Genomic DNA, 26,944 nt, shown 5'->3' on the forward strand with positions numbered 1-26,944 from the left:
TTTGATAAAAAATTTAAAGTTTTTTTCGCTTATCTCTTTTTGAAGTAATAATGTCTCTGCTTATCTAAAAGCTCTTCTGCGCTACTGATCTACTCTCGTTTTCAGTGGGGCAAAGATAACAACTTTTAACAAAGCAAAACAAACTTATTTAACATAAATTTCATCTTGAATTCATATTCAGCCTTAAACAACTGGTTTGTAGTGGGAAAAATTTTAAACATTTGTTTGAGGGATGGGAGCTGGAGAGCGTGGAAGAGTTTTATAGGGAAAATAGATATGATAGAGCAATGTTGGGATCTTGTTGCTTAGTTGCTGGTTCTTGGTTGCGGGGTATTAAGTTGCAGGTTGCTCGTTCTTAAGTCTTATTCTCAAAAAACGTCAATAGTAAGGTTAGGCTAAAGCCGGGGGAAGGGAGAATATTTGTTTGAGCGGGCTAAAGCCCACTCCTATTAATATGTTTGTGAATGGTAGATAGAATATGGAAATTTAGAAAGTAGAAGAACTTGGATTATATTATAAACTTGGATTATATTATAAAATAGAATAGCTATCCTTTTATATGTAGCTATCCTTATATAATATATAAAGATAACAAGTGGAAAGCTTTGTTGAGATCCCTACGGGATGACAAAGATTGTATAATGAAGACAAGTTCAAAAAGTGGCGCACACTATTACCTATTACCTATTACCTATTACCTATTACCTATTACCTATTACCTATAGTAACCTCTTCCCTAGCCCCGATAGAAACGGTTACCCCACAGCAGGAGATGGGAAGTTCGAGGGGTGAGCGTTGGAAGGTAAAGGTGCGAGGAGTATGAGTGGATAGCGGGATTAGCTTCTAGATACTTTTAAGAGAATAAAGGAAATTAAAGGGGCAAAAAATAATGACTTGGGGGTAAAATGTAAATATAGGGAACTGAAAAAGTGAAAATTGTGATTCCTCCATATTATAAATAAAGTATTTTTGAATTTGGATAAAAAAATCCGTAAGGTCCTGAAATATGGAAACCTTACGGAATATTTGTAAAACTGATGTTTATATTTTAGCTCAGAACGTATGATGTTCCATCTCGTCCATCCTTTAATTCTATGCCTTCTGCTAACAGTTTATCTCTGATTTGATCTGAAAGGTCAAAGTTTTTAGATTTTCTTGCCTGATTTCTAAGCTCAATTAAAACTTTTAAGGTCTGATCAAGCTTTTCATTATTATTTTCCTCTACTGTTTGTAATCCTAAGACGTCAAATATGAAAGCATTCAATGTAGATTTTAAATCTTCAAGATCCTGTGTTGAGATCGTTTCTTTACCATCATTTAAAGCGAAAATATATTTTACAGCTTCAAATAAATGAGCGATCAAAATTGGGGAGTTGAAATCATCCGTTAAGGCATCATAAGATTTAGTCTTCCATTCTTCAAGATTGAAACCTGACTGTTTTTCATCGTTAGGAGTAATAGAATTAAGCACTTTTACGGCTTCCATTAATCTGATAAACCCTTTTTCACTTGCAATCATTGCGTCATTAGAAATATCTAATACACTTCTGTAGTGTGCCTGCAAGAAACAGAAACGTACAATTGATGGGTGGAATGGCTTTTCAAAGAAATCATTCTCTCCTGTTACCAATTGCATTGGAAGAATATAGTTCCCTGTAGATTTACTCATACGTTGAGAATTCATCGTCAGCATATTAGCATGCATCCAGTAATGTACCGGAGCTGCTCCATTGCACGCTTTTCCTTGAGCAATTTCACATTCGTGATGTGGGAATTTCAAGTCCATTCCTCCGCCGTGAATGTCAAAAGTTTCACCTAAATATTTAGTACTCATAGCAGTACATTCAAGGTGCCATCCTGGGAAACCTTCTCCCCAAGGCGAATTCCATCTCATGATGTGCGCTGGAGATGCTTTTTTCCAAAGAGCAAAATCCTGTGGATTCTTCTTTTCTCCTTGTCCATCAAGATCACGGGTATTGGCAAAAAGTTCTTCTATATTGCGTTTTGAAAGTTCACCATAGTTCAATCCTCTTTTATTGTATTCCAATACATCGAAGTATACTGAACCGTTACTTTCGTAAGCGAAACCTGTATCTATTAATTTTTGAGTCAGCTCAATCTGTTCTACGATATGTCCAGTAGCTGTAGGTTCAATATTGGGAGGAAGCAAATTGAACATATCTAATACTTTATGAAAATCTACAGTGTATTTTTGTACGATTTCCATAGGTTCCAGCTTTTCCAGTCTGGTTTGCTTTACGAATCTGTCATTGTCTACATTTCCGTCATCGGTAAGGTGTCCTGCGTCTGTAATATTTCTTACATATCTTACTTTATACCCTAAATGCGTTAAGGTACGGTAAATAAAATCAAAGGAAAGAAAAGTTCTGACGTTTCCTAAATGTACATTGCTATACACGGTAGGTCCGCAGACATACATTCCGACATTTCCTTCTAAAATAGGTTTGAATATTTCTTTCTCCGCTGTAAGGGAGTTATATATTTTTAATTGCATTTATTTTTTGGTTAAAAGATTCAATAGTTTTAAGATTCAAAAATTAGTTAAAATAAAATTCTGTCACAACAGATAATTGTTGTGATGAAAATTTTATTGGCAACTTTTTTAAATTTTATCATAATTAAATCGCTTTTAAATGATGCTGTAAATGATCAATGTAATCCTTAATGATGAATTCAAGAGTAAATCTTTGAAGTTCTGTCTTGGTAGTATCACAAGTCCTTTGCAATAGTTCATCGGGAATATTTTCTACAACATGAACAATCTGATAATTCAATGCTTTCCAAAGATTAATCAATTCGGAAACCGAAACATTTTGATAGTTCTGAGCCTTTACCCAAAGGTTTTGATCATATACGATATTCTCGTTCTCTTTATATTGAGTAATAACAAATCTACGGATATTTGTAAAAGCGCTATCACAAAGATGTCCTATAATTTCTTTTTTTGACCATTTCTGTGGATTAACTTTATGTTCCCACTCTTCTTCAGATATCGATTGAAATCTTTGAAGCTCATTATCAATAATATTTTTAAGGATTTGGTAGTTCATTTTAATATTAATCTAATTTCGCATGGCTTCCCACATAATGTAAGAATTCCTGCCTTGTGATAGGGTTTGTTCTGAAAATACCACTTAACTCTGCTGTAATGGTAGAACTTGCCGTATCTTTAATTCCTCTACAATTGACGCAAAGGTGTTTTGCATCGATAATACAGGCAACATCTTTTGTTCCCAAAGCTTCTTTCAAGGCATCTACAATCTGCATTGTCAATCTTTCCTGAACTTGTGGTCTTTTAGCATAATAGTCTACAATTCTGTTAATTTTTGAAAGACCAATCACTTCTCCGTTCGAAATATAAGCAACGTGTGCTCTTCCTATAATCGGTAAAAAGTGGTGTTCACAGAAAGAATATACTGTGATATCTTTTTCCACCAGCATCTGGCGGTATTTATATTTATTAGAAAATGTAGAGATTCCTGGTTTATTTTCCGGCAGAAGTCCCCCGAAAATTTCGTTCACATACATTTTGGCAACACGCTTTGGAGAATCTTTCAGGGAATCATCTGTCATATCCAATCCTAGTGTTTCCATTATTTCTCCAAAAAGCTCAGTAATTTTTTCAATTTTTTCCTGTGGCGATTTATCAAAAGCATCTTCCCTTATAGGCGTATGTTCTTTTCCAGTGAAAATATCATCGTCGTTATCAGTAAAATCAACCATTTTTATTTAATTTGCAGCAAAAATACGGATAATATCGTTTCATCTATATTCAATTTAAATGAAAAACATTATCTTTTATAACCTACTCTGATTAAAAAATATGATTATTGTTGAAGAAGTACAAAACAAAGAACATAGAAAGGAATTTCTGGAATTCCCTGCACAACTTTATCAACACGACAAAAATTATATCCGTCCATTAGATAAACATATTGAGGAAATTTTTGATCCTGAAAAAAATAAGTTCTTTAAGAATGGTGAATGCCAAAGGTTTTTATTTAAAAAGGATAATAAAATAGTAGGGAAAGTAGCGGTTTTTATTAATACTTGCTATGAGCAAAAGCAACCTACGGGAGGTTTGGGCTTTTTTGACTGTATCAATGACCAGGAAACTGCTAATTTTATTTTTGACCATTGTAAAAACTGGCTTCAGCAAAGAGGGATGGAAGCTATGGATGGTCCTATAAACTTCGGTGAACGAGATAAGTTCTGGGGACTGTTGATGGAAGGTTTTATAGAACCATTATATGGAATGAATTATAATTTCCCTTATTATAAAGACCTTTTTGAAAATTATGGTTTTCAGGTGTACTTTGAACAGCTATGTTTTACAAGACCTGTTTTTGCAGAAGTTTCCCGTATTTTCAAAATTGCTCACGAGAAAAACAGAAGAAATCCTGCTATTTCTGCCCAACCGATGAAAAAGAACAACCTGGCAAAGTTTGCGAAGGATTTTACAGAGGTATATAATAAAGCATGGGCAGCCCACGGAGAAGGAAAACAGCTAGAGGAAGCTAAGGTATTAAAGATGTTCAACACAATGAAGCCTATCATTAACGAACATATTTCGTGGTTTGTCTATGAAAATGAAAAGCCTATTGCTATGTGGATCAATCTTCCGGACCTCAACCAGTGGTTCAAATACTTCAACGGAAAGTTCGGTATTATTGAAAAGCTTAAATTTTTATTTTTAAAACGATTTAAAAAGAATGAGAAAATGGTTGGACTGGTTTTCGGAGTTGTTCCTGAGTGGCAAAGAAAAGGTATAGACGGCTATATGATCTGGGAAGGAACGCTACACTTGAGAAAACATACGGATTTTAAACTTACTGAACTTCAGTGGATTGGCGATTTCAACCCCAAAATGATCAAAATTGCAGAAACACTTGACACTACAGTCACCAGAAAACTAGCGACTTACAGATATTTATTTGATCGGAATAAAGAGTTTGAAAGACATCCTTTTTTGTAAATTTGACGCCTTTTTATCGCAATTATCCCTATTGAAATAATAATTTGTATTATTGCACAAAACTAAAATAAACCATATAAATGAGAAAAGTAATTATAATTATCTTTGTGATATCTTTCAGTATGTTTTATACACAAAATTACACACCTGATAAATTTCAAGCAAATTACTCAAGTACTCTATCTGTAAATAATCTTGGAGGAGATCATCCGGTATTTGGAGTTAAATCAGAAAATGCAGGAAGAGCACTGAAATATGAGGATATTATTGGATCACCTTATCACACTACAGAATTTCACCTTGCCAAAGTAGCAGATAATTATGATAAAGTAACTGTAAGATATAATAGCTATACCGATGAAGTAGAATATCAAAAGGACGGAAAGCCGCTTGTTTTACCAAAAGAAGAGCAATTTTCGAGAATTGAAGTTGCTTCTCCTAAAACTACAATGGTCTTATTAGAGACAAAGGATGAATTAAGTGGATATTTCTTCGAGCTTGTTAATGGAAATAATAAGCTTTATAAGAAAGTAAAAACTAAATTTAATGATGCTGTTCCTGCCGCTAATTCTTATGCTTCTGATAAAGCAGCCTTTTTCAAAACATTAGATCCTGTTTATTATATTAAAACACCAAACGGTTTTATCAGAAAGCCTAAAAAGGATAAAGATATCTTTGCCTTTTTCCCTGATAAAAAGGAATCAATCCAACAGTTTTTAAAATCTAATTCTATTAAACTGAATAAAGAAGAAGACCTGGTTAAGCTGGTCAACTTTTTAAATCAATAAAATAAAAGCCCTGCCGTTTAGGCAGGGTTTCTTCATTTTTGGTACTTTTATTAGAATAGCTCTCCAGCTACTTTTTTAATGTTATCACTTTTACCCATTGAGTAAAAATGTAGAACAGGAACTCCAAAATCCAAAAGTTCTCTGCATTGGGCAATAGCCCATTCTATTCCGATCTGTTTTACCGCTTCATTATTTTTTGCATTCTCTACTTCATTGATCAGCTCTTCCGGAAGATCTATTTTAAAGACCTGTGGTAATATTTTTAAATGTTTCTTGGTAGCAATCGGTTTGATTCCCGGAATAATCGGAACTGTTATTCCCATTTCCCTTGCTTTCTTAACGAATTCGATGTACTTTTTATTGTCAAAGAACATTTGAGTTACAATATAATCTGCTCCGGCATCTACTTTTTGCTTCAGCCACTTCAGATCATAATTCATAGAAGGCGCTTCCATGTGCTTTTCAGGATAGCCCGCTACTCCAATGCAGAATTTATTGAGTTCATCACAAACCTGTTCTTCATTATGTAAATACTTTCCTCTTCCCAGATCATTAATTTGATTCACAAGATCCATTGCACTGGCATGTCCTCCCTGGGTAGGTTCGAAATACTGATGTCCTTTCATGGCATCTCCTCGCAATGCCATTACATTATCGATACCCAGATACATACAGTCTACCAAAAGATATTCTGTTTCTTCTTTGGTAAATCCTCCACATAATAAGTGAGGAACGGTATCTACGTTATACTTATGCTGAATTGCAGCACAAATTCCCAAGGTTCCCGGGCGCATTCTCGTAATACGACGTTCCATCAATCCATTTCCTTTATCAAGATAGATGTATTCTTCTCTTGAGGTGGTAACATCAATGAATGGCGGTTTGAATTCCATTAGGGGATCTATATTCGTATAAAGATCTTCAATTCCAATTCCTTTTTGTGGCGGAACAACTTCTAAAGAGAATAATGTTTTTCCGTTTGCGTTTTTTATGTGATCTGTAATTTTCATTTATTAAATTTTTAAATTTTAATTTTCTATGCTTCCATTAAATATTAAAGCCAGTCAACAATGATCCTAATTGGGTTTGGATAGAAATATCTATAGATATTAAAACCTAAATAAGGCATTCCTCCCAACACAAAAAGGATACAAAGCGTTGGAAATGACAGCATTTCATAGGTTTTTATAATAAAACGGTCCTTCCCCAAGGAGAAATTCACTGAAGGTACTTTTCCTTGAAGTAAGAACATAGAAAATAACAAAATAGAGTTAGACAAAAAGAACCATCTTCCAAAATCAGAAGCTATAGCACAAAGGATAACAACCGGAATGATCTGAAGTAATGTCATACCCAGCAATACAAGAAAATTCTGACGGGAATACAGATAGGTTCCTGCTGTGATGAATAAAAAATTGATCCCAATAAGCAACCCTAGACCAATCATATTGTAGGATTCTTTAATTATTTCTGAGATTAGTCTTGGCTTACCGTCAAATAAACCTGAATTAAAATGTACATCTTGTAAATAGATACTGTAAGGCTTCCATGAATCATAAATAATCTGGATATTATTTGATAAGCCGTTAAATTTCAGAAATATCAGTAAAAATAAGATGATGGAAGGTGCTAAGGATAGACTAAAATTTAAAAGCTTCTGTACCACACTCCCCTTACCCACATAAAATAACTGAATGAATAAAAGCGGAAAAAATAAGAAAATAAATATTGATTCATGTGCCAGTATACCTAAAGATAAAACAATATTCAAAAGCCATTTAGACTTACCATTTATAAAAAGATATAACACTATATAGGCTATTAGAAGTACCTCAGTATCTTTTGAAATATGATATAGCTGGAAGTAAACAAAAGGGAATAAGAACAAAAATGGAGAAAAAATATAAAATAAAGATATTTTAGATCTATACACAATATTAATAACAATGCCCGACAGTGATACAAAAAATATAAAGTAAAGGACACGTAGAATATTGATAGGAGAAAACCCGGTACATGCTGTAATAGCATAAATAAGTTGCCCATCCAGTCCTCTTTTTATAAATCCGGAAGTATAGTTGATAAAATAATCTGAATTAAAAACAAATTTATCAAAAGAAGGGCTCAATAGAAAAGCCGCATTCTGAAAAAGCAATACAAACAGGATACAAATACTGAGAATATTGAGAATTATCGGCAATAGTTTAGTTATTATCTTCATGTCTATTTTTAATCTGCTAAATTTGGTGACAACCATTTTCTAGCTTCCTGGATGCTACAACTTCTCCTATCAGCATAATCTTTAAGTTGGTCTTCTGTAATTTTCCCTAATCCGAAATACTTGGCATGCGGGCTTCCGAAATAATATCCTGAAACGGATGCTGTAGGAAACATCGCTAAGCTTTCTGTAAGGAAAACGCCTGTATTCTCTTCTACTTTTAAAAGATCCCAGATGGTTTTCTTTTCCAGGTGATCAGGGCATGCGGGATAACCAGGAGCGGGACGTATTCCTTTATATTTTTCAGCAATCAGTTCTTCATTACTTAATTCTTCCTGAACGGCATATCCCCAATATTCGGTTCTTACTTTTTTGTGTAAAAATTCTGCATAAGCTTCTGCAAAACGGTCTGCAAGGGCTTTTACCATGATAGAATTGTAATCATCGTTAGCTTTTTCATATTCGCTTGACAGTTCGTCTGTTCCGAAACCTGTAGTTACACAAAAAGCGCCCATATAATCTGTTTTTCCAGTGCTTTTTGGAGCGATGAAATCACTTAGAGCGAAATAATCTTTTCCTTTTGACCTTTGAGCCTGCTGTCTTAGGGTTAAGAATTTAGCCTGTTCATTATTATTTTCATCAAAAATCAGAATATCATCCGTTTCATTGGAATTAGCTTTGAATATCCCAAATATTGCTTTTGCTGTTAATAATTTTTCATCCAGAATTCTATTGAGAATAACCTGAGCATCTTTGAACAGTTCTTTAGCCTGTACACCTACGACTTCATCTTCCAGAATATTCGGGTATTTTCCGTGAAGATCCCAGCTTCTGAAGAATGGTGACCAGTCGATGAAAGGTAATAATTCTCTTAAATCCTGATTTTCAATTACGGTAATTCCCAAATTATTCGGGGTAAAAATTTCTTCGTTCTCCCAATCTATTTTGAACTTATTTTCTCTTGCTTCTTCAATAGAAACATAGTCTTTATCGACTTGTCTGTTCAGGAATTTCTCTCTGAAATCTGAATAATCGTTCTTCAGTTCAGAAACATATTCTTTATTTCTGTCTCCCAACAGGGAACTTACTACATTTACAGCTCTTGAAGCATCATTTACGTGGACAACGGCATTTTTGTATTTTAAATCAATTTTCACTGCGGTATGTGCTTTTGAAGTCGTTGCACCACCGATCAGTAAAGGAAAATCTAAATTTTGTCTTTCTAATTCTGAAGCGATATACACCATCTCATCCAAACTCGGAGTGATTAATCCGCTTAGTCCGATTACGTCTACTTTTTCTTCAATAGCAGTCTGAATAATTTTTTCTGCAGGCACCATTACCCCAAGATCTACAATTTCGTAATTATTACAGCCTAATACTACACTTACGATGTTTTTACCAATATCATGAACGTCACCTTTTACCGTAGCCATCAGGATTTTTCCGTTAGCAGGTTTTGTACCGTCTTTTTCGGCTTCAATATAAGGTTGTAAATAGGCTACGGCTTTTTTCATTACCCTTGCAGATTTTACGACTTGTGGTAAGAACATTTTTCCGCTTCCGAATAAGTCTCCTACCACTCCCATTCCTGTCATTAGATTAATTTCAATGACATGAAGTGGTCTTGCTGCTGATTGTCTCGCTTCTTCTACATCTTCCTCGATAAAACGGTCAATTCCTTTTACCAATGCATAGGTAATTCTTTCCTGTAATGGATTATTTCTCCATTCAAGGTCTTCAGTCTTTTCTTTTTTGACTGATTTATGTTTTTCGGAATAATCAAGAAGTCTTTCTGTAGCATCTTCTCTCCTGTCAAGGATTACATCTTCTACAAGTTCCAGCAATTCCTTATTGATTTCATCATAAACTTCCAGCATTGCCGGATTTACAATTCCGATATTCATTCCTGCCTGAATTGCATGATAAAGGAATACCGAATGCATTGCTTCTCTTACCGTATCATTTCCACGGAAAGAGAATGAAACATTACTTACTCCTCCACTTACGGATGCATAAGGGAGATTTTGTCTTACCCAGCGTGTTGCTTCAATAAAATCGATGGCATTTCTTCTGTGCTCATCCATTCCTGTAGCAACCGGGAAAATATTTAAGTCGAAAATGATATCTTCTGCCGGAAAACCAACCTGATTTACCAAGATATTATATGATCGTGTTGAAATTTCTATTCTTCGTTCAAGATTGTCTGCCTGCCCTACCTCATCAAACGCCATTACGATTACTGCAGCTCCATATCTTTTGATAGCTTTAGCATGTTTGATAAATTCTTCTTCGCCTTCTTTTAAACTGATGGAGTTTACTACACATTTTCCCTGCGCCACTTGAAGACCTGCTTCCAGAATTTCCCATTTGGAAGAGTCTACCATGATTGGAATTCTTGCAATATCCGGTTCTGATGCAATTAAGTTCAGAAATTTGATCATGGATGCTTTACCGTCAATTAATCCGTCATCAAAATTGACATCCAGAATCTGTGCACCTCCTTCTACCTGATGGCGGGCAATGTCTAATGCTTCAGAGAATTTTTCCTCTTTGATTAGCCTTAAAAATTTTTTGGACCCGGCAACATTCGTTCTTTCACCAACATTGATGAAATTACTTTCCGGCGTTATGATAAGAGGTTCTAAACCTGATAATCTTAAATACTTCATCTATTTTATTCTTCTAAAATATAATAGGCATTATTTGCATTCTGCCTCAATAAATCCCTATGTTTCCCTAAAGCAGTTAACAATGGAAATCGTTTGTATGCCAAGTTATGTTCTTTAGCAAATTCTTCTATTTCTTCTGTGATCTCATTATAATACATATAACTGTAATTGGGAAAAAGATGATGAGCCACGTGGAAATTAAAGTTTCCTAATACATTTCTTACCAACCAATTATTTTCTTTTAAATCATTTGTTACTTCCAACTGGTGACGAAGCCAACTGAATGGAAGCCCATTATCTTTATTCAATCTTGGAAAAGCATTATCAGGAAGCGGATGTAAAGGCAATAAAACAAACAAAGCAAAAATGCTTGCTGAAATCACCTGTAAAAACCATGCTCCCAATGCCAGACCAACTGATACTTTAAAGAACATAACAGGAACCGCAATCTGATAAAAAAAGTAAAACAGTTTATAGCTTACCATTTTTACTTTCTCTACAACAGGTATTTTTCCCTGCGTCTTTAAGATCACTCTTTCTTTATCAAAGAAGTCTCTGAAATCTCTTATAAACATCCAATTGAACAAATACAACGGATATACTAAAAAGAAAAACCTGTGCTGATACTTCTGTATTCCTTTTGCCTTGATCCATGGAACTATTAGCAGTAAACCACTCTGCTCAATATCGGTGTCCCAACCATCTACATTCGGATAGGCATGGTGACTTGCAATATGTCTTTTCTTCCAGATATAGGAATTGGCTCCAATAAAATCAAAAATGTGTAAGACAAGATTATTCAGCTTTTTACTTTTGTAAATGTTATTATGGGCTGCCTCATGGATTAAATTCAAATAAATCAAAACCAGAGAGATTCCCATAAAAACAAAGCTCAGAATATAAACCCAATGTTTTTCAGCATTAAAAAGAGCAAAGAAATATAATCCGATATAGATCATCGGTAAAATCACCGCTTTAATCTTAATATAAACATCCCTGTTGTCAGGAAGGGTCTCTACCCGTTGGTTTACTCTCTTTCTCAATTCATTAAATAGCTTGGTATCGTCTGAATCTTTTAAGTAACTCGGCTTTTCCATTATATTAAATTTTGTGGTTTACTTAAAGATAATATTTATAACCCAGCCCTCATTATTGATTTTAATTAAAAAAATCTATCAAATCAGACAAATTCTTTCAATTTTCTTGGCTCATACTTTTCTACCAGTTCTGCAATGGCTTTAATATGTTCCGGAGTAGTTCCACAGCATCCTCCGATAATATTAATCAATCCTTTTTCTACATACTCCTTGATCTGTCTTGCCATATCTTCCGGCGTTTCATCATATTTACCAAAAGCATTTGGTAATCCGGCATTCGGATATGCTGAAACATAGAATTCTGAATTATGAGCTAAGGTTTCCAGATAGGGTGTTAGCTGGTCTGCTCCCAATGCACAGTTGAATCCAACACTTAATAAGTTCAAATGAGAAACGGAGATCAGGAAAGCATCCGCAGTTTGTCCGCTTAGTGTTCTTCCTGATGCATCTGTAATTGTTCCTGAAACCATGATCGGGATTTTAATTCCTCTTTCTTCCTGAAGTTCATCAATGGCAAATAAAGCAGCTTTGGCATTCAGGGTATCAAAGATGGTTTCTACCAACAGGATATCTGACCCTCCGTCTAATAATGCCTCACATTGTTGTTTATAAGCGACTCTCAGTTCTTCAAAAGTAATGGCTCTGTATCCGGGGTCATTCACATCTGGGCTTAAACTTGCTGTTCTGTTTGTGGGACCTATTGATCCTGCTACGAATCTTGGTTTATCGGGATTCTTTGCTGTGTATTCATCACAGGCTTTTCTCGCAATTTTTGCAGATTCATAGTTCAGTTCATAAACCAGTTCTTCCATGTGATAATCTGCCATTGCAATGGTAGTTCCGGAAAATGTATTGGTTTCAATAATATCTGCTCCTGCTTCCAGGTATTTTTTGTGAACTTCTTCAATGGCTTGAGGCTGTGTCAGGGAAAGAAGGTCATTATTTCCTTTTACCGGGTGTTCCCAGTCTTTAAAACGCTCGCCACGATAATCTTCTTCTTCAAACTTATAGCGCTGAAGCATAGTTCCCATTGCGCCGTCCAGGACGAGGATGCGTTCTTTGAGGGCTTTGTTTAGTGATTCTATATTTGTCATCTCTTTTATAGTTGTTGAGTGAGACTGATACTTGATAAGATTTCGTTCTATCTTGGGGGTAAATCGCCCCGTTGGGCTCTTTGTGATTAATCTAAGGCTTGCTTTAAGTCTGCGATGATATCGTCTACATTTTCTAAACCTACTGAGCAACGGACTAATCCTGCTGTAATTCCTACTTCGTTTCTTTCTTCATCTGATAGTTTAGAGTGTGTAGTAGATGCCGGATGTGTTACGATTGTTCTTGTATCACCAAGATTTGCAGAAAGTGAGCACATTTGTATCTTATCTAGGAAGTTTCTTCCGCCTTCTATTCCTCCTTTTATTTCAAAAGCGACAATATTTCCACCAAGCTTCATCTGCTTTTTAGCTACTTCATAGTTCGGATGGGATTTCAGGAACGGATATTTTACAAGTTCTACATTAGGATGGCTTTCTAAAAATTCGGCTACCTTCAAGGCATTTTCACAATGTTTTTCTACGCGGATCGCTAATGTTTCCAAACTTTTTGATAATACCCATGCATTAAAAGGAGACAATGCAGGTCCCGTATTTCTTGCAAAAAGATAGATTTCTCTGATCAGGTCTTCTCTTCCCACTGCAATTCCACCTAATACTCTTCCCTGTCCGTCAATCAGCTTCGTTGCGGAATGTACAACAACATCTGCACCATATTTAATTGGCTGTTGAAGATAAGGTGTTGCAAAACAGTTATCTACAATAAAAATTAAGTTATGTTTCTTCGCAATCTTTCCGAAAAACTCAAGGTCAAGAATCTCGATTGCCGGATTGGTAGGCGTTTCAAGGTATAAGATCTTTGTATTGGGTTTAATATATTGTTCTACATTCTCTGCGTCTTCGGCTTTGAAATAAGTTGTTTCAATATTCCATTTCGGGAAATATTTTGTGAATAAAGTGTGAGTAGATCCAAAAACTGACTGGCAGCTTACGATATGATCTCCGGCATTTAACAAAGCTGCAAATGTAGAATAGATGGCTGCCATTCCTGTTGCAAAGGCATATCCGGCTTCTGCACCTTCCATTTTAGCGATCTTTTCTGTGAATTCAGATACATTCGGGTTGGAGAAACGGCTGTATAAGTTTTTAGGTTTTTCTTCAGCAAAGCTTGCTCTCATATCTTCAGCATCCTGAAAAATAAAGCTGGAGGTAAGATACAAAGGGGTAGAATGCTCGTCAAACTGAGATCTTTCAGTCTGGGTTCTTATTGCTGATGTTTCGAAATTTTCCATATAGTTTTAATTTGTCAATTACCAATGTATCAATCTAACAGTGTAACAATGAGATTCTTCGCTTAGCTTAGAATGACAATGATAGCTATTGGTAAACTACTACATTGTTAGATTGTTACATTAATTTATTTTGTTTCACTTACTCTTAAAATATCACCGAATACTCCTCTTGCTGTCACTTGTGCTCCGGCTCCGGCTCCCATAATAACAATTGGGTTTTCACCATAGCTCTCTGTATAGATTTCAAAGATGGAATCGGATCCCTTCAATTGTCCTAAGGCTGAAGTTGCAGGAACAGAAATCAGTTTTACATCCAATTCACCTTTGTCTTTCTGCAAATCACCATGTAAATCACCTACGTATCTCAATACATTACCTGGTTCCTGACTTTCTTTTATCTTTTGGTATTCTTCGTCTAATTCTTCAAGTCTTGTAAGGAATTCTGATTTTGAAACTTCAAGTAAGCTTTCCGGAACAAGATTTTGAATATTGATATCTTCAAATTCATTGATAAGATCCAGTTCTCTCGCTAAAATCAATAATTTTCTTGCTACATCATTTCCTGATAAATCTTCTCTTGGATCCGGTTCTGTATATCCTTTCTCCAAAGCTTCATTGATGATTGTTGAAAATTTTTCATCTCTCAAAGAAAAATTATTGAAAACATAGCTTAAAGTTCCTGAGAAAACACCTTTTATTCTTGTAATATTTTCTCCTGAAAGGTGTAATAATTTGATGGTATCAATTAACGGAAGACCAGCTCCTACATTGGTTTCATACAGATAACGTCTGTTTTTTTTATTCAACGTGTATCTTAGTTTTCGGTATTCTTCGATTGGAAGAGTATTGAATATTTTATTGGAAGAAACCAGATCAAAACCATTTTCTGCCAGTGCCTGATAATTTTTAACAAAGTCCTTACTTGCTGTGTTATCTACAACGATAAGGTTCTCCAATTGATTTTCATTAGAAAAATTGATCAATTCCTGTACATTGGATGGACGTTCTGCTGTTAAAACCTCATCTGTCCAGTTATTATCAAAACCTTTTTTGTTGAAGGCAATTTTCTTTGAATTGGCTACAGCAACTACTTTTAAGTCTATCTTCTTACGTCTTTTGATCTCTTCAGAAGATTCAAGAACCTGCTGGATCAGTGTTTTTCCTACATTTCCGTGCCCAATAATGGCAAGATGAACGGTTTTAGGTTTTTTGAAAATTTCAGATTCAATGATATTTTTTGTTTTCTCGTCTTGTGAAGACGTCACTACAATATTCACTCTGTTTTCTCCTGCCACCTGATTTAAAAGCAATGGAAAAACATTGTTTCTCGCCAGTTCTGCGAATACTTTATTGGAATCTTCTGCAACAAAACCGATCACAGAAACATTGTTGATACTAAATATTTGAGATACTTTCCCTGATTTTCTTTCTTCTTCAAATTCATCAATAAGACAAGCTACGGCTTTCTCAGCATCATTTTCGTGAACCAAAATAGAGATTCCGTTTTCTATAGCCTGCTGAGAGATCACTCCCACACTGATACGCGCTAAAGTAAGCGCTTTAAAAATTCGTCCATCAATTCCGATTTCACCCAGGAAATCTTCTCCTTCAAATTTGATGATTGATCTGTTCTTCAAAAATTTTATTTCGTTAGCATTTTTCATTACTTTATAAAATGTTTTTTATGATATTATTTAATTGTTGATATTCCATTAGGAAGGCATCATGCCCGTGTATAGATTGGATCTCGTGATAAGAAACATCCTTCTTTTTCTCTTTTAATTTCTCAAAGCATATTCGGATTTCAGAAGCGGGAAAGAAAAGGTCTGTATCTACGGAGATCATGTGCATTCGTGCCTCTATTTTCTCCAATGCCTCTTCTTCAGTATTAATATTCATCAGTAGATGATTCATTAGCTTATAAGATTCTAAACTAAATCTTTCGTTTAATGCGTTACCATGATAAATCAACCAATCTTCTGATTCTAAGCGTTGTTTTTCCTTATTGTATTTATTTTGAAATCTGTCGTTAAGAGATTCGGGGGTTCTGTAGCAGAGCATAGCATGAATTCTTGCTTTCTGTAATGGCTGTTCTTTATCATTTAATAAGAATTTCTGAACCAGACATTGTGCATGCAGCCAGTCATGTGTTCTGTAATCACAGGCAATGGGAATAAAAATTTCTGCCAGCTTAGGTTGCTTTGCTAACATTTCCCAAGCAATTCCTCCTCCAAGTGAGCCTCCGATAATGGCGTATAAGTTTGTAATATGTAAATCTTCTAATCCTTTCAAAAATAGATTGGCTATATCTGAAGGGGTGAAGTTTTCATAGTCTTCAATTAAAAAATGATCGTATCCGTTTCCGGGAATGTTGAAACACAGAACTGTATACTTATTTGTATCAACGATCTGGTTTTCTCCTACCAATTGTTTCCACCAACCTTTGTCACCGGATACTGTTGAATTTCCGGTTAAAGCATGATTGATCAAAATAATGGGAGCTGTAAACAGGTCTTTCCCGAAAAGCTCATAGCTTAACGAGATATTGTATTCCTTTTGGGAATTGGTTTGATACGAAAGATTAATATAGTTTAGTTCTGTTTTCAATTCTATTATATTTTAATACAATTGAAAATGCCACAGGAAATGGCTGAAAAGAACTTCAGTAAGTTATCTGTCCAAAAATTACTTTGGTAGAACGTAGCACCTTCTTTGCTTGCGCAAAGGGTTGCTAAGGTTTCATAGGGTCTAATCCCTCAACCTTTCTTGATAACATTTTCAATATTTGAATGAACGAATGGTGCAAAGGTAGTTCTTTTCTTTTAAAATCAAAAAAAAATTAATTTAATATTTAAAAAAGCCCTTAAATACAAGTATTTCAGAGGCATATTAATTATTATTCAGATAAAAGGAATTGGAATTATTTTACAAAAAAACTAACTTCGTATTGAAAAATGATGACATATGATCGCCGAAAAGGAAAGATTACAAGATACCAAATGGAAAAACTGGGGACCTTACGTAAGTAACCGCCAATGGGGAAATGTACGTGAAGACTACAGTCCGGATGGAAATGCATGGAACTATACCAATCATAATAATGCGGAAAGCTACACGTACAGATGGGGCGAGGAAGGTATTGCCGGAATCTCAGACGTAAAACAACTTTTTTGTTTTGCTTTTTCGTTTTGGAACAAAAAGGATAGAATTGTAAAGGAACGTTTCTTTGGATTGAGCAATCCTCAGGGAAATCATGGAGAAGATATCAAGGAAATATTCTATTATCTGGATAACACTCCTACTCATAGCTATATGAAAATGGTTTATAAATATCCGATCAATGCGTTTCCTTATGATGAATTGGTTGCGGAAAACGGAAGACGCAGTAAGCAGGAACCTGAATATGAAATTTTTGATACAGGGATATTTGATAATGATGCTTATTTTGATATTTTCATAGAATACTGTAAAGCAGATCACAATGATATTCTGGCAAGGGTAACGGTTTGTAACCGAAGTCAGCAGGACGCACCTATTGTAGTTGCACCAACGGCATGGTTCAGAAATAACTGGAAATGGGGTTACAATACTTATAAAGCTGAAATGTTTGCTTCACATGACGGAAGTATTAATATCGAACACGACAGTATTTCTATCAAGAAGTTTTACTCAAGAAAAGATAATAATCAAAGGGTATTTTGTGAAAATGAAACCAATACTCCAAAGCTGTATGGCGCCCCTCAGGCAGAAAACACTTACTTTAAGGATGGTATCAATAATTTTATCATCCATCGTAGTAATACGGTAAATCCAGAAAAAAGAGGAACTAAAGCTTCTTTTTTAATTGATGAGGTAATTGGTGCCGGACAATCTGAAACTTTTGAATTCAGATTTTGCCCTGAAGCAACTGCTGAACCTTTTGAGAATTTTGATGAAATTTTTAATACCAGAAAAGATGAGGCTGAAGAATTTTACAATGAAGTTCAAAATGATACGACGAATGAAGATGAAAAGAACGTTCAGAGACAAGCTTTCGCTGGACTTCTTTGGAACAAACAGTTTTATCATTACAACATTGGAAAATGGTTGAAAGGTGATCCGAATTTTGAAGCTCCAAGAAACTTTAATGAATATGTGAGAAATACGGAATGGAATCATCTTCACAATAAAGATATTATTTCCATGCCTGATAAATGGGAATATCCATGGTATGCAACCTGGGATCTCGCTTTCCATTGTGTTCCTCTATCCATTATAGATGCAGAATTTGCTAAAGGACAGCTTTTACTTCTTACCAAGGAATGGTATATGCATCCTAACGGACAACTGCCAGCCTATGAGTGGAATATGAGCGATGTAAATCCGCCTGTCCATGCATGGTCTTGCTTCAGAGTTTTTAAGATTGATGAAAAAAATAATGGAAAACCGGATTTGCTATTCCTTGAAAAAGTTTTCCAGAAACTTCTTTTAAATTTTACATGGTGGGTAAACAGAAAGGATAAAAATGGCAAGAATATCTTTGGTGGTGGCTTTCTTGGGCTGGATAATATCGGAGCTTTTGACCGAAATATGGTTTTAGAGGATGGGCAGCACCTGGAACAAGCTGACGGAACGAGCTGGATGGCAATGTATGCTCTCAATATGATGAGAATTGCCATGGAACTTGCACAATATTATCAGGTATATGAAGATATGGCGATCAAATTCTTCGAGCATTATCTGTACATCGCTGAGGCTATGGAAAATCTGGGCGAAGGAACAAAAGGCTTATGGAATGAAGAAGATGGATTTTTCTATGATGTTCTTCAGCTTGGAAACGGAAACAGTGTTTCTTTACGATTAAGAAGTATTGTTGGATTGATTCCTCTTTTCGCTGTTGAAATTGTAGATCATCGTCTTTTGGAAAAGATGCCAAACTTCAAAACCAGAATGGATTGGATCTTAAAAAATAAGCCTGAACTGACAAAATTGGTTTCTCACTGGGATGAGGAAGGTCAGGGCAGAAAACACCTGATGAGTATTCTTCGTAAAAACAGACTCACAAAAGTTTTATCGAGAATGCTTGATGAAAAAGAGTTTTTAAGTTCTTACGGAATTCGGGCAATGTCTAAAGTCTATGAAGAAAATCCGTTTGTATTCTCGGTTCATGGCAATGAAAATGTAGTGTATTATACTCCTGCAGAAAGCGACAGCCGAATGTTTGGTGGAAATAGCAACTGGCGTGGACCCATTTGGTTTCCCATCAACTTTCTGATTGTGGAAAGTTTGCAGCGCTTCCATTATTACTATGGAAATAGTCTGAAAGTAGAATTCCCAACCGGAAGCGGAGAGAAGAAAAATCTGGATGAGGTAGCACAGAATATCAGCAAACGACTTTGTTCGATCTTCTTAAGGGATGAAAACGGACAACGTGCCTTTAATGGAGGAAATCCAAAGTTCAATTATGATGAACATTTTAAAGATTATATTACTTTCTTTGAATATTTCCATGGAGATAACGGACGTGGTGTGGGTGCTTCTCACCAAACGGGTTGGACGGCTACTGTGGCGAAATTGATAAAACCCAGACTTACCTTCTAATGAATAATAGCTAATAAATAATAAAAACCAGATGAAACATCTGGTTTTCTTTTTATATATTTTTTTTTGCCACGAATGCACTAATGAAATTATACTTGCATAATTTCACAAATAAAATCTATCAACCCTCTGCGTTTAATAATCCTTCACATAGACATAGTTTTTGGATATTAATAGTATTCTGCCGTTTAAATCAGCGCTTTAATAAAAATTTCGTGCATTCGTGGCAAAAAAAATGAGGCTCTCAAGCCTCACTATAGTTTTAAATTTTTTCTCCGTTAACGAATACTTCATATCCGATTTCTACATTCGGTTCTAATGTTTTTGATACGGAACAGTATTTTTCAAAAGATAATTCTGCTGCCTTTAAAGCTTTTTTAGGGTCAATTTCTCCCTCTAAAAGAAATTTTACTTTTATGGATTTAAAAGGTTTTGCATCATCTACCTGGACTCTCTCTCCTTCTACTTCTGCCTGAAAGCTTTTAATATCCTGACGTTGTTTCTTTAAAATGGATACCACGTCTATTCCGCTACATCCTGCAACTGCCATCAATACGCTCTCCATAGGAGAAACTCCTTTTGCACCCGGTTGAGAAGTATTGTCTAAAAGGATAGAGTTCCCTTGGGAATTTGTGCATTCAAATAAAAAATCGTCGTTTATTCTGTTAAGTGTTATTTTCATTATTGCTTATTACTTGATACAAAATTATAAAATTCCTCTGGCTTTTATCTCCAAATATTTATTGATAACGTCAATATTCAAATTCTCGGGAAGTGTATAAACGGTATAAATTCCATATTTCCGGAGTTCCTGAATGATAAGCTTCTTTTCAAACTCGAATTTTTCTGCGACAATTTCATCATAGATTTCCTGCATATTCTCAGGATTCTTGTTGATCATAGTCTGTAATTCTGAGTTTTTAAAGAATACTACAACCAACAGATGATTCTTGGCTATTCCCCGAAGATATTTCAACTGACGGTTTAATCCGTCCAATGTTTCAAAATTGGTAAAAAGCAGGATAAGGCTTCGTTGATTGATTGTATATTTTATATCCTGATACAATCTGTTAAAATCACTTTCAAAGAAATCTGTTTTGATATTATAAAGTGCTTCCGATATTTTTTTAAGCTGCCCGGATTTATTGTCTGCTGCAATTTTATTTTCTCCTTTCTTAGAGAATGTCATCATCCCGGCTCTGTCACCTTTTCGTAAAATAATGTGAGATAATGCCATAGTTGCATTAATGGAATAGTCTAAAAGGCTTAATCCATTGAAAGGCATTTTCATCGTTCTTCCTTTATCAATCAACATAAAAATACGCTGTGATTTTTCATCCTGAAACTGATTAACCATTAATCGGTTCGTCTTGGAAGTCGCTTTCCAATTGATGGTTCTGATATCGTCACCCGGAACATAGTCTTTGATCTGCTCAAATTCCATCGTGTGTCCTAGTTTTCTGATCTTTTTGATTCCTCCAAGCATAAATTCACTCTGCAATGCCATCAATTCATATTTTCTTAAATGAATAAAAGACGGATAAGATGGTAACATCGCATCTTTCTGAAATGTAAATCTTCTGGCAACAAATCCTAAAGGAGATGAAGCGTAAATATTTAAGTTTCCAAAATGATATTCTCCTCTTTCTTTGGGTTCCAACGAATACTGAAAGAAAGTATTAGCCCCAGCCTGGATCAATTTTTCAATCAGGAAATCTCTTTTCTGAAACTGAAAGGGTATTTCATCAATAACCTTAGTGGTAATCTTAAAACTGTAATTATTTTTAATATCAATCTTTACAAAGTTCTCATCACCATTGGATAATTTTTCAGGTAATATTCTTTGAGCCTGCAAAGCATTCTTTTGATTAAAAACAAGTAAATAATCTACCATAAAAGCAAGAAAACAGATCAACAGCACAATATGAGCCAACCACATTAATCCGGGAAAGAAAAATGCAAGAACATAGAGTATTCCCACTCCGATAAGTGTAAAGAAAAAGCGGGTATTGATGTATAAGTTTTTCATTATTTAAGTTGCAGGTTGCAGATTATAGGTTTTAGTTTCTGAAGGGTCTTATTTTTTGAAATTATAAATTGTATTTCCAGTTCTGCACAATTTCCTCTTGATATTTTAAAAATTGTAGATAGTATTTCGTACGTCAATTAAACTTTATACTCTATCTACTGCCTCCTATCTATTATCTGCAACCTATCTTGGTATTTCAATTCCTTCTAATATTTGACGGATAATTTCATCTGCTGTAAGCCCTTCCATCTCTCTTTCCGGAGAAACAATGACTCTGTGTCTTAGTACAGCATAACTAGCTTCTTTTATATCTTCAGGAGTTACAAAATCTCTACCTCTTAATGCTGCAAATGCCTTGGAAGCAGTAAGAAGCGCTAATGATGCTCTTGGTGAAGCTCCCAGATATAAGAATTGGTTTTCTCTTGTGTTGATAATAATCTTAGCGATATATTCCATCAATTGTGCTTCCACAATGATTTCCTTTACCAAATGCTGATAATTTTTCAACTGTTCTGCTGTGATTACCTTGTTGACAACTTCTGTTTTATCTTCTTTTTTGCTTTCGTGCTGGTTTTTAATAATTGCTATTTCCTGCTCAAGATTAGGATATCCTACATTGATTTTGAAAAGAAAACGATCCAGCTGAGCTTCCGGAAGTCTGTAAGTTCCTTCGTGTTCAATCGGGTTTTGTGTAGCCACTACCAGGAAAGGTTCTTCCATGATATAACGGTTGCCATCCATAGTAATCTGTCTTTCCTCCATTACCTCAAATAACGCTGCCTGAGTTTTTGCCGGTGATCTGTTGATCTCGTCAATCAATATAAAATTGGAGAAAATAGGTCCTTTTTTAAATTCAAATTCTGAATTCTTCATGCTGAATACTGACGTTCCCAAGATATCGGAAGGCATAAGATCCGGCGTAAACTGAATTCTGCTGAATCCTACATCTATTGTTTTTGCCAATAATTTTGCCGTAATCGTTTTTGCTACTCCGGGAACTCCTTCAATAAGAACGTGTCCATTGGAAAGTAAGGCTGCAAGAAGATGCTCGATCATGCTTTCCTGTCCTACGATTACTTTACCTATTTCTGTTTTTACTTTATCAAGGCTTGCACGAAGCTCAATCATATCAATTCTCGACTGAAACTGATCTTCGTTTTTATTTAAGTTTATAGAAGTTTGATTTTCTGTGTTTGGGTTATCAAGGTTTTCCATAATAAAATTTAATTTATCATCTAACAATATAGCAATGTAACAATTATATTCATTAAGAATAGTATTTGATTATCATTGGTAAACTGTTACATTATAATATTGTTATATTATTTAAGTATTTCATCAAGAAGCTTATTAATTCTTGACAGATCTTCCTTCATCACACTGGCATAAGGATCCTGAGCTTTATTAATAAGACTGATTGCTTCATTGATCATTTCTATTGTTTTTCCTGTCTTTAACTGAAGTTTTTTGGCAAATTCTTCATCTAAATTTTTCGTATCAATCAACAGGTCTATTCTTACCTTATTCAGGAAGTATTGTGCCTTCTTCGCCATCATATCATGAAAATCTCCTTCCTGAAGATAAAGATTTCCTATACTTTTCACAAAATCCAGTGAGGTATTTCGTAAAGGCTCTATCACAGGAACGATTCTCTGCTTTCTTTTAGCATTAAAGAAAATAAAAAGAAGAAGACCGCCTAAGAATAGCCACCATGCATATTTCAAGGCTGGATTCCCCAATATAAACCTCATAAAAAAGCTTGATGTATTGGATTTATTTTCGATAAACCAAAGCGTTTCTCTATCCTGAAGATAAGAAAAAATATCCTGAGCATATTTTACATTCCCAGGTTTTAAAAGGTAATAATTAGTAAGAAAAAGAGGCTCGCTATGCACATAAATTGTCCCTTTTCCGAATTTTATCTTGATAAAGTTTGCCTGATCTACATTCTGTTTTTCCACCGTTTTTCCAAGAATCTCTACCCCCGGCTTGATGAATGAAAAACCTCTTCCTGAAGGGAATTTATCTAATTTAATAAAATCATTCAGGTATTTCTTATCAGTAAACTTCAATACATTCTGTTCTTCAAAAGATATATCTGAAGCATAGAAACCTATACTATCTGAAATATTTCTTGGTATTCGGCTTATAATCAGCATGGCATCTGAACCCTTGGACACCTCATCCATTATTTTCTTCCATGATTCCCCGTCTATCTCTTTCTCAATAACAAGAATGTTATGATTTCCTTTTTTGTGCTGATTATAATATTCGTAGGGAGCCTGATCGATTTTTTTCAGATTATTCTTGAAAAGATCGTTCGCTTCGTTATTAAAAACAAATAACCCGAATGGTGACTTCGCATTAATATCAAAATTCTTACGCCAGTCTGTAGTTTCTTTTTTGTTAACTTCAAGCAACGCCAAAATAACCATCACAATGATGAAAATTACAGCATATATTTTGAAAGTTTTATTCATGGTTAATTTCGTTATGGTTTAAATGCCTGATATTGGTTTTTAAATTTCTGATAGCTCTGCTCATCAATACTGAATTCTCCATACCAGACATATTCAAAGATATAAGACAATTCTGAAAATCCTTTTTTAAGATCCTGAACTTTCAGCTCAGCTACATAATCTTTATTTGTTTTTTCGGGATTCCAGTTAATTAGTTTTTTATCGCTTAACTTTTTTAGAGCAAATAAGAACTGGTACCGCACTGCCGAACGATAATCTCCAGCATGTTCAAACTTGGCAATGCTTTCAGGAAAATTAATTTCGTGGATATTTTCATGCAATTCTTCTACATTAAGATCCAGCTTTTTATTCTTTTTACCGAAGATAAAGTTCCCGTCTTTTCCAAGGATATATTTAATGATAAAATAAAGAAGAAATCCTACCAGAATAATAGCAAATAAACGGACAAGCGCTACTGTAAATTCTGAAGATTTAGCAAAAACCGTCTCGCCAAAAATACTTCTCAGAATCTTATCTACTTTCCTCATCAGCTTTTGCCAAAAGGATTCTCTGGGTTTTGATACAGAATAATCAAATTCATTTCCTTTATATCTTGACGGAACATTTTCTTTAAAATGCTTTGGATAAGCAGTGTTTTCGGTTACCGGCTTCTTCATCAGTACAGAATCTGCCCGCAGCATATTGTGATAATGCTCAGTACTCAATGAGTCTCCCAGATAATCATCCACAGGAGCAACATCCTGACCCTGCGCAAAGCCAAATGACAATAAAAATAGTATGAAAAAAAGAATTTTATTCATTAATGCCAATAGTATCTATTTCTTCTAATTCTACTTTCTGATGAAGATCTGTTCGGCTGTCATAATACATTAACCCTCCATTGATGTACATCAGATTTGAAAGGAAAAACGAAATAAGAATTGATATTCCGTAAAATATTGAAAATATGATTCCAAACATCCCTGTAAAAGGGTTTTCTTCAAATCCTCGGTCTGAAGGAGAAGTAAGAAGTGATCCATACATGAAAAACATCGGAACAATCGTAAAAATGGACGTTGCAATATACATAATGATAAACATTACAAATGCTGCGCCCCAGTATTTCCAATACGGAGATTTTTCACTTCCGTTGGGGTACGAAAACTGTGCTCTTATGGAATAACTTAAACTTTCTAAGAATCCTCTTTTTGAATTGAAATAATCATACATCAGGAATGTCGTGACATTGAATATAGTAGGATATAGAAGCAGGATAAGAAAAATCCCGATGAAAATCAAGATAAGAGCATAGGAAAAGCCTATGACAAATAATGCTATAGGGGTCACTATAAATATCATCCCCAAACAAAGCTTTGCAATTCTTCCGGCATTCTGCTTAAAATCTGTCAGAATCTCATCAGCCTTTACTTTCCTGGCACCCTGAGCAATTCTTTTCATATAAAACACAGGATAAAGGTAATTCACAATCGCCAAAACAATAAAAAGCAATAGCCCCAGAACCCCTACTCCAATCAGTAATCCTGCATTATTTGAAAAGTATTCTTCAAAATAAAAACTGCCGCCATCAATATTTCCTCCAAAAAAATATACAAAAAACTCTTTGTACCCAAATATGAAAATTGTTATCATTAAAATCAATAGCAAACCATTGATCAAGGCATAATTCGTTAAATAATTCTTTCCGTATAACTTGAAGAAGTTGAAACTGTCACTAATGAAAGTCCCAAATTCTCTTTTTTTATAAAATTGTATCATTGATCTGTTTATTAGTTTTTTTGTTGACAATAGACGGATACACAAAGTAGTAGAATCCGATCACTGCAAGTGAACCGAAAATAATCAACAGATTAAGAAACAAAGGCATTTTCAAAGCATGTCTTGTTACATATCCTTCAATAATTCCGGCACATATTGTAAATGGAATGGTACTTAAAAATATTTTAAAGGAATCCTGAAATCCTTTTTTAAAGGAATTAAATCTTGAAAAAGTTCTCGGAAATAAAATAGAAGCACCTAGAATCAATCCGCACATTGCTTCTACTACCATTGCAAAAATTTCAAAGACTCCATGAAGCCAAATACCTCTTGCACTATCTTTCAGTGCTCCGTAATCGTAGAAAAAATATTGGAAAGATCCCAACATTACACTATTTGATAATAAAGCAAACAAAGTTCCTACCCCACCAGCAATTCCGTAAATATAGAGCTTTGCCCCCACCTTAATATTATTGAAAATAATTCCTATAGTCGTTCCCCAGGTTGTCCCGCTTTGATAAACACCAACGGCATTGTTGTTTTTTATATTCTCAATAGTTTCATTTACATAGCTTTCACCCAGAATAATATTGGCAAAATCCTTATCATAAACTGCAGAAATCACACCTATGGATGTGAACAGGATAAAGAAAAGAAAAGCATACAACAAATATCTTCGGTACTGATACACCAGTAAAGGGACCTCTGTTTTAAAGAAATAAACCAGTCTGTTCTCTTCTACTCGTTTCGTTTTATAGATCTTCTGGAAAATCTGGGAAGATAGGTGATTCAGATAAACCGTAGTATTACTTTTAGGATAGTAAGTTTGAGCAAAAGAAAGATCATTGATCAGGTTAATATACAACGAAGACAGGTCGTCAGGATTTTTTTTAATTTTCCCATCGATAACCTGTTCTATTCCCAACCATTTTTCTTTATTTTGTTTAATGAAATAAACTTCTCTCATAATTGTAAAGGCTAAAATAAT

21 protein-coding genes and 1 riboswitch are annotated in these 26,944 nt (G+C 34.8%); of the genes, 3 read left to right on the forward strand and 18 right to left on the reverse strand.

From position 1 onward, the window contains the following. Positions 1-1,048 precede the first annotated feature (1,048 nt). The 3 genes from cysS to folE form a co-directional block, all read right to left on the reverse strand. A complete protein-coding gene (cysS, locus tag AC5YGG_RS00005) occupies positions 1,049-2,515 on the reverse strand; it encodes a cysteine--tRNA ligase (RefSeq protein WP_496142407.1) in 1,467 nt (488 codons plus the stop codon). A 124-nt stretch (positions 2,516-2,639) separates the two neighbouring features. Continuing rightward, positions 2,640-3,071: a DinB family protein gene (locus AC5YGG_RS00010; RefSeq protein WP_496142408.1), complete on the reverse strand. Its 432-nt coding sequence runs from the start codon at positions 3,069-3,071 to the stop codon at positions 2,640-2,642. A 7-nt stretch (positions 3,072-3,078) separates the two neighbouring features. Continuing rightward, complete coding sequence (gene folE, locus AC5YGG_RS00015; RefSeq protein WP_065395967.1) at positions 3,079-3,744, reverse strand: GTP cyclohydrolase I FolE; 666 nt, start codon at positions 3,742-3,744, stop codon at positions 3,079-3,081. Positions 3,745-3,844: 100 nt separating this feature from the next. Between folE and AC5YGG_RS00020 the strand changes: the two genes are divergently transcribed. Further along, positions 3,845-4,996 carry a hypothetical protein gene (locus tag AC5YGG_RS00020; RefSeq protein ID WP_496142409.1) on the forward strand — a complete coding sequence of 384 codons (1,152 nt, stop codon included), beginning with the start codon at positions 3,845-3,847 and terminating at the stop codon, positions 4,994-4,996. 80 nt (positions 4,997-5,076) lie between these two features. Continuing rightward, positions 5,077-5,784 (forward strand): hypothetical protein, encoded by a 708-nt coding sequence (locus AC5YGG_RS00025; protein WP_496142410.1) that lies wholly within the window; start codon positions 5,077-5,079, stop codon positions 5,782-5,784. Between the two features lie 50 nt (positions 5,785-5,834). Here the strand turns inward: AC5YGG_RS00025 and metF are convergent, their stop codons facing one another. From metF to AC5YGG_RS00065, 8 genes are all read right to left on the reverse strand, one after another. Beyond that, positions 5,835-6,794, reverse strand: a complete 960-nt coding sequence (metF, locus tag AC5YGG_RS00030; RefSeq protein WP_496142411.1) for a methylenetetrahydrofolate reductase [NAD(P)H] — start codon at positions 6,792-6,794, stop codon at positions 5,835-5,837. 44 nt (positions 6,795-6,838) lie between these two features. Then, positions 6,839-8,005: a hypothetical protein gene (locus AC5YGG_RS00035; RefSeq protein WP_496142412.1), complete on the reverse strand. Its 1,167-nt coding sequence runs from the start codon at positions 8,003-8,005 to the stop codon at positions 6,839-6,841. A gap of 8 nt (positions 8,006-8,013) precedes the next feature. After that, the gene (metH, locus tag AC5YGG_RS00040) at positions 8,014-10,674 is read right to left on the reverse strand and encodes a methionine synthase (protein WP_496142413.1); all 2,661 of its coding nucleotides are present in this window, start codon (positions 10,672-10,674) and stop codon (positions 8,014-8,016) included. A 5-nt stretch (positions 10,675-10,679) separates the two neighbouring features. After that, positions 10,680-11,771, reverse strand: a complete 1,092-nt coding sequence (locus AC5YGG_RS00045) for a fatty acid desaturase family protein (protein WP_496142414.1) — start codon at positions 11,769-11,771, stop codon at positions 10,680-10,682. 83 nt (positions 11,772-11,854) lie between these two features. Next, a complete protein-coding gene (locus tag AC5YGG_RS00050) occupies positions 11,855-12,865 on the reverse strand; it encodes a homocysteine S-methyltransferase family protein (RefSeq protein WP_065395960.1) in 1,011 nt (336 codons plus the stop codon). Positions 12,866-12,951: 86 nt separating this feature from the next. After that, complete coding sequence (locus tag AC5YGG_RS00055; RefSeq protein WP_496142415.1) at positions 12,952-14,112, reverse strand: O-succinylhomoserine sulfhydrylase; 1,161 nt, start codon at positions 14,110-14,112, stop codon at positions 12,952-12,954. Between the two features lie 125 nt (positions 14,113-14,237). Further along, complete coding sequence (locus AC5YGG_RS00060) at positions 14,238-15,776, reverse strand: ACT domain-containing protein (protein ID WP_496142416.1); 1,539 nt, start codon at positions 15,774-15,776, stop codon at positions 14,238-14,240. A 4-nt stretch (positions 15,777-15,780) separates the two neighbouring features. Further along, entirely contained in the window at positions 15,781-16,719 is a 939-nt protein-coding gene (locus tag AC5YGG_RS00065) for an alpha/beta fold hydrolase (protein WP_496142417.1), read from the reverse strand. A 60-nt stretch (positions 16,720-16,779) separates the two neighbouring features. Then, a riboswitch (SAM riboswitch) is annotated at positions 16,780-16,888 on the reverse strand. Between the two features lie 188 nt (positions 16,889-17,076). On the opposite strand from AC5YGG_RS00065, the gene AC5YGG_RS00070 reads away from it, so the two are divergent. Further along, positions 17,077-19,692, forward strand: coding sequence for an MGH1-like glycoside hydrolase domain-containing protein (locus AC5YGG_RS00070; protein ID WP_496142418.1), 2,616 nt, complete (start codon positions 17,077-17,079; stop codon positions 19,690-19,692). A 262-nt stretch (positions 19,693-19,954) separates the two neighbouring features. Here AC5YGG_RS00070 and AC5YGG_RS00075 read toward each other — a convergent pair whose 3' ends face one another. From AC5YGG_RS00075 to AC5YGG_RS00105, 7 genes are all read right to left on the reverse strand, one after another. Next, entirely contained in the window at positions 19,955-20,374 is a 420-nt protein-coding gene (locus AC5YGG_RS00075) for an OsmC family protein (RefSeq protein WP_496142419.1), read from the reverse strand. 24 nt (positions 20,375-20,398) lie between these two features. Next, complete coding sequence (locus AC5YGG_RS00080; protein ID WP_496142420.1) at positions 20,399-21,721, reverse strand: DUF58 domain-containing protein; 1,323 nt, start codon at positions 21,719-21,721, stop codon at positions 20,399-20,401. A gap of 183 nt (positions 21,722-21,904) precedes the next feature. Continuing rightward, the gene (locus AC5YGG_RS00085; RefSeq protein ID WP_496142421.1) at positions 21,905-22,936 is read right to left on the reverse strand and encodes an AAA family ATPase; all 1,032 of its coding nucleotides are present in this window, start codon (positions 22,934-22,936) and stop codon (positions 21,905-21,907) included. 107 nt (positions 22,937-23,043) lie between these two features. Then, the gene (locus AC5YGG_RS00090) at positions 23,044-24,201 is read right to left on the reverse strand and encodes a DUF4350 family protein (protein WP_496142422.1); all 1,158 of its coding nucleotides are present in this window, start codon (positions 24,199-24,201) and stop codon (positions 23,044-23,046) included. An 11-nt stretch (positions 24,202-24,212) separates the two neighbouring features. Continuing rightward, on the reverse strand, positions 24,213-25,001 hold the full coding sequence (locus AC5YGG_RS00095) for a DUF4129 domain-containing protein (RefSeq protein ID WP_496142423.1): 789 nt from the start codon (positions 24,999-25,001) through the stop codon (positions 24,213-24,215). Further along, entirely contained in the window at positions 24,994-25,956 is a 963-nt protein-coding gene (locus tag AC5YGG_RS00100) for a DUF4013 domain-containing protein (RefSeq protein ID WP_496142424.1), read from the reverse strand. The genes AC5YGG_RS00095 and AC5YGG_RS00100 overlap by 8 nt, the downstream gene beginning before the upstream one ends. Further along, complete coding sequence (locus tag AC5YGG_RS00105) at positions 25,940-26,923, reverse strand: stage II sporulation protein M (RefSeq protein ID WP_496142425.1); 984 nt, start codon at positions 26,921-26,923, stop codon at positions 25,940-25,942. Before AC5YGG_RS00105 ends, AC5YGG_RS00100 begins: the two co-directional genes overlap by 17 nt. Positions 26,924-26,944: the final 21 nt, after the last annotated feature.

The sequence above is a fragment of the Chryseobacterium sp. CS2K3 genome, from assembly GCF_059515185.1.

Coding starts and splice junctions, on each gene's coding strand:
- cysS (WP_496142407.1), bottom strand. CDS start 2,515: ATGCAATTAAAAATATATAACTCCCTTACAGCGGAGAAAGAAATATTC.
- AC5YGG_RS00010 (WP_496142408.1), bottom strand. CDS start 3,071: ATGAACTACCAAATCCTTAAAAATATTATTGATAATGAGCTTCAAAGA.
- folE (WP_065395967.1), bottom strand. CDS start 3,744: ATGGTTGATTTTACTGATAACGACGATGATATTTTCACTGGAAAAGAA.
- AC5YGG_RS00020 (WP_496142409.1), top strand. CDS start 3,845: ATGATTATTGTTGAAGAAGTACAAAACAAAGAACATAGAAAGGAATTT.
- AC5YGG_RS00025 (WP_496142410.1), top strand. CDS start 5,077: ATGAGAAAAGTAATTATAATTATCTTTGTGATATCTTTCAGTATGTTT.
- metF (WP_496142411.1), bottom strand. CDS start 6,794: ATGAAAATTACAGATCACATAAAAAACGCAAACGGAAAAACATTATTC.
- AC5YGG_RS00035 (WP_496142412.1), bottom strand. CDS start 8,005: ATGAAGATAATAACTAAACTATTGCCGATAATTCTCAATATTCTCAGT.
- metH (WP_496142413.1), bottom strand. CDS start 10,674: ATGAAGTATTTAAGATTATCAGGTTTAGAACCTCTTATCATAACGCCG.
- AC5YGG_RS00045 (WP_496142414.1), bottom strand. CDS start 11,771: ATGGAAAAGCCGAGTTACTTAAAAGATTCAGACGATACCAAGCTATTT.
- AC5YGG_RS00050 (WP_065395960.1), bottom strand. CDS start 12,865: ATGACAAATATAGAATCACTAAACAAAGCCCTCAAAGAACGCATCCTC.
- AC5YGG_RS00055 (WP_496142415.1), bottom strand. CDS start 14,112: ATGGAAAATTTCGAAACATCAGCAATAAGAACCCAGACTGAAAGATCT.
- AC5YGG_RS00060 (WP_496142416.1), bottom strand. CDS start 15,776: ATGAAAAATGCTAACGAAATAAAATTTTTGAAGAACAGATCAATCATC.
- AC5YGG_RS00070 (WP_496142418.1), top strand. CDS start 17,077: ATGATCGCCGAAAAGGAAAGATTACAAGATACCAAATGGAAAAACTGG.
- AC5YGG_RS00075 (WP_496142419.1), bottom strand. CDS start 20,374: ATGAAAATAACACTTAACAGAATAAACGACGATTTTTTATTTGAATGC.
- AC5YGG_RS00080 (WP_496142420.1), bottom strand. CDS start 21,721: ATGAAAAACTTATACATCAATACCCGCTTTTTCTTTACACTTATCGGA.
- AC5YGG_RS00085 (WP_496142421.1), bottom strand. CDS start 22,936: ATGGAAAACCTTGATAACCCAAACACAGAAAATCAAACTTCTATAAAC.
- AC5YGG_RS00090 (WP_496142422.1), bottom strand. CDS start 24,201: ATGAATAAAACTTTCAAAATATATGCTGTAATTTTCATCATTGTGATG.
- AC5YGG_RS00095 (WP_496142423.1), bottom strand. CDS start 25,001: ATGAATAAAATTCTTTTTTTCATACTATTTTTATTGTCATTTGGCTTT.
- AC5YGG_RS00100 (WP_496142424.1), bottom strand. CDS start 25,956: ATGATACAATTTTATAAAAAAAGAGAATTTGGGACTTTCATTAGTGAC.
- AC5YGG_RS00105 (WP_496142425.1), bottom strand. CDS start 26,923: ATGAGAGAAGTTTATTTCATTAAACAAAATAAAGAAAAATGGTTGGGA.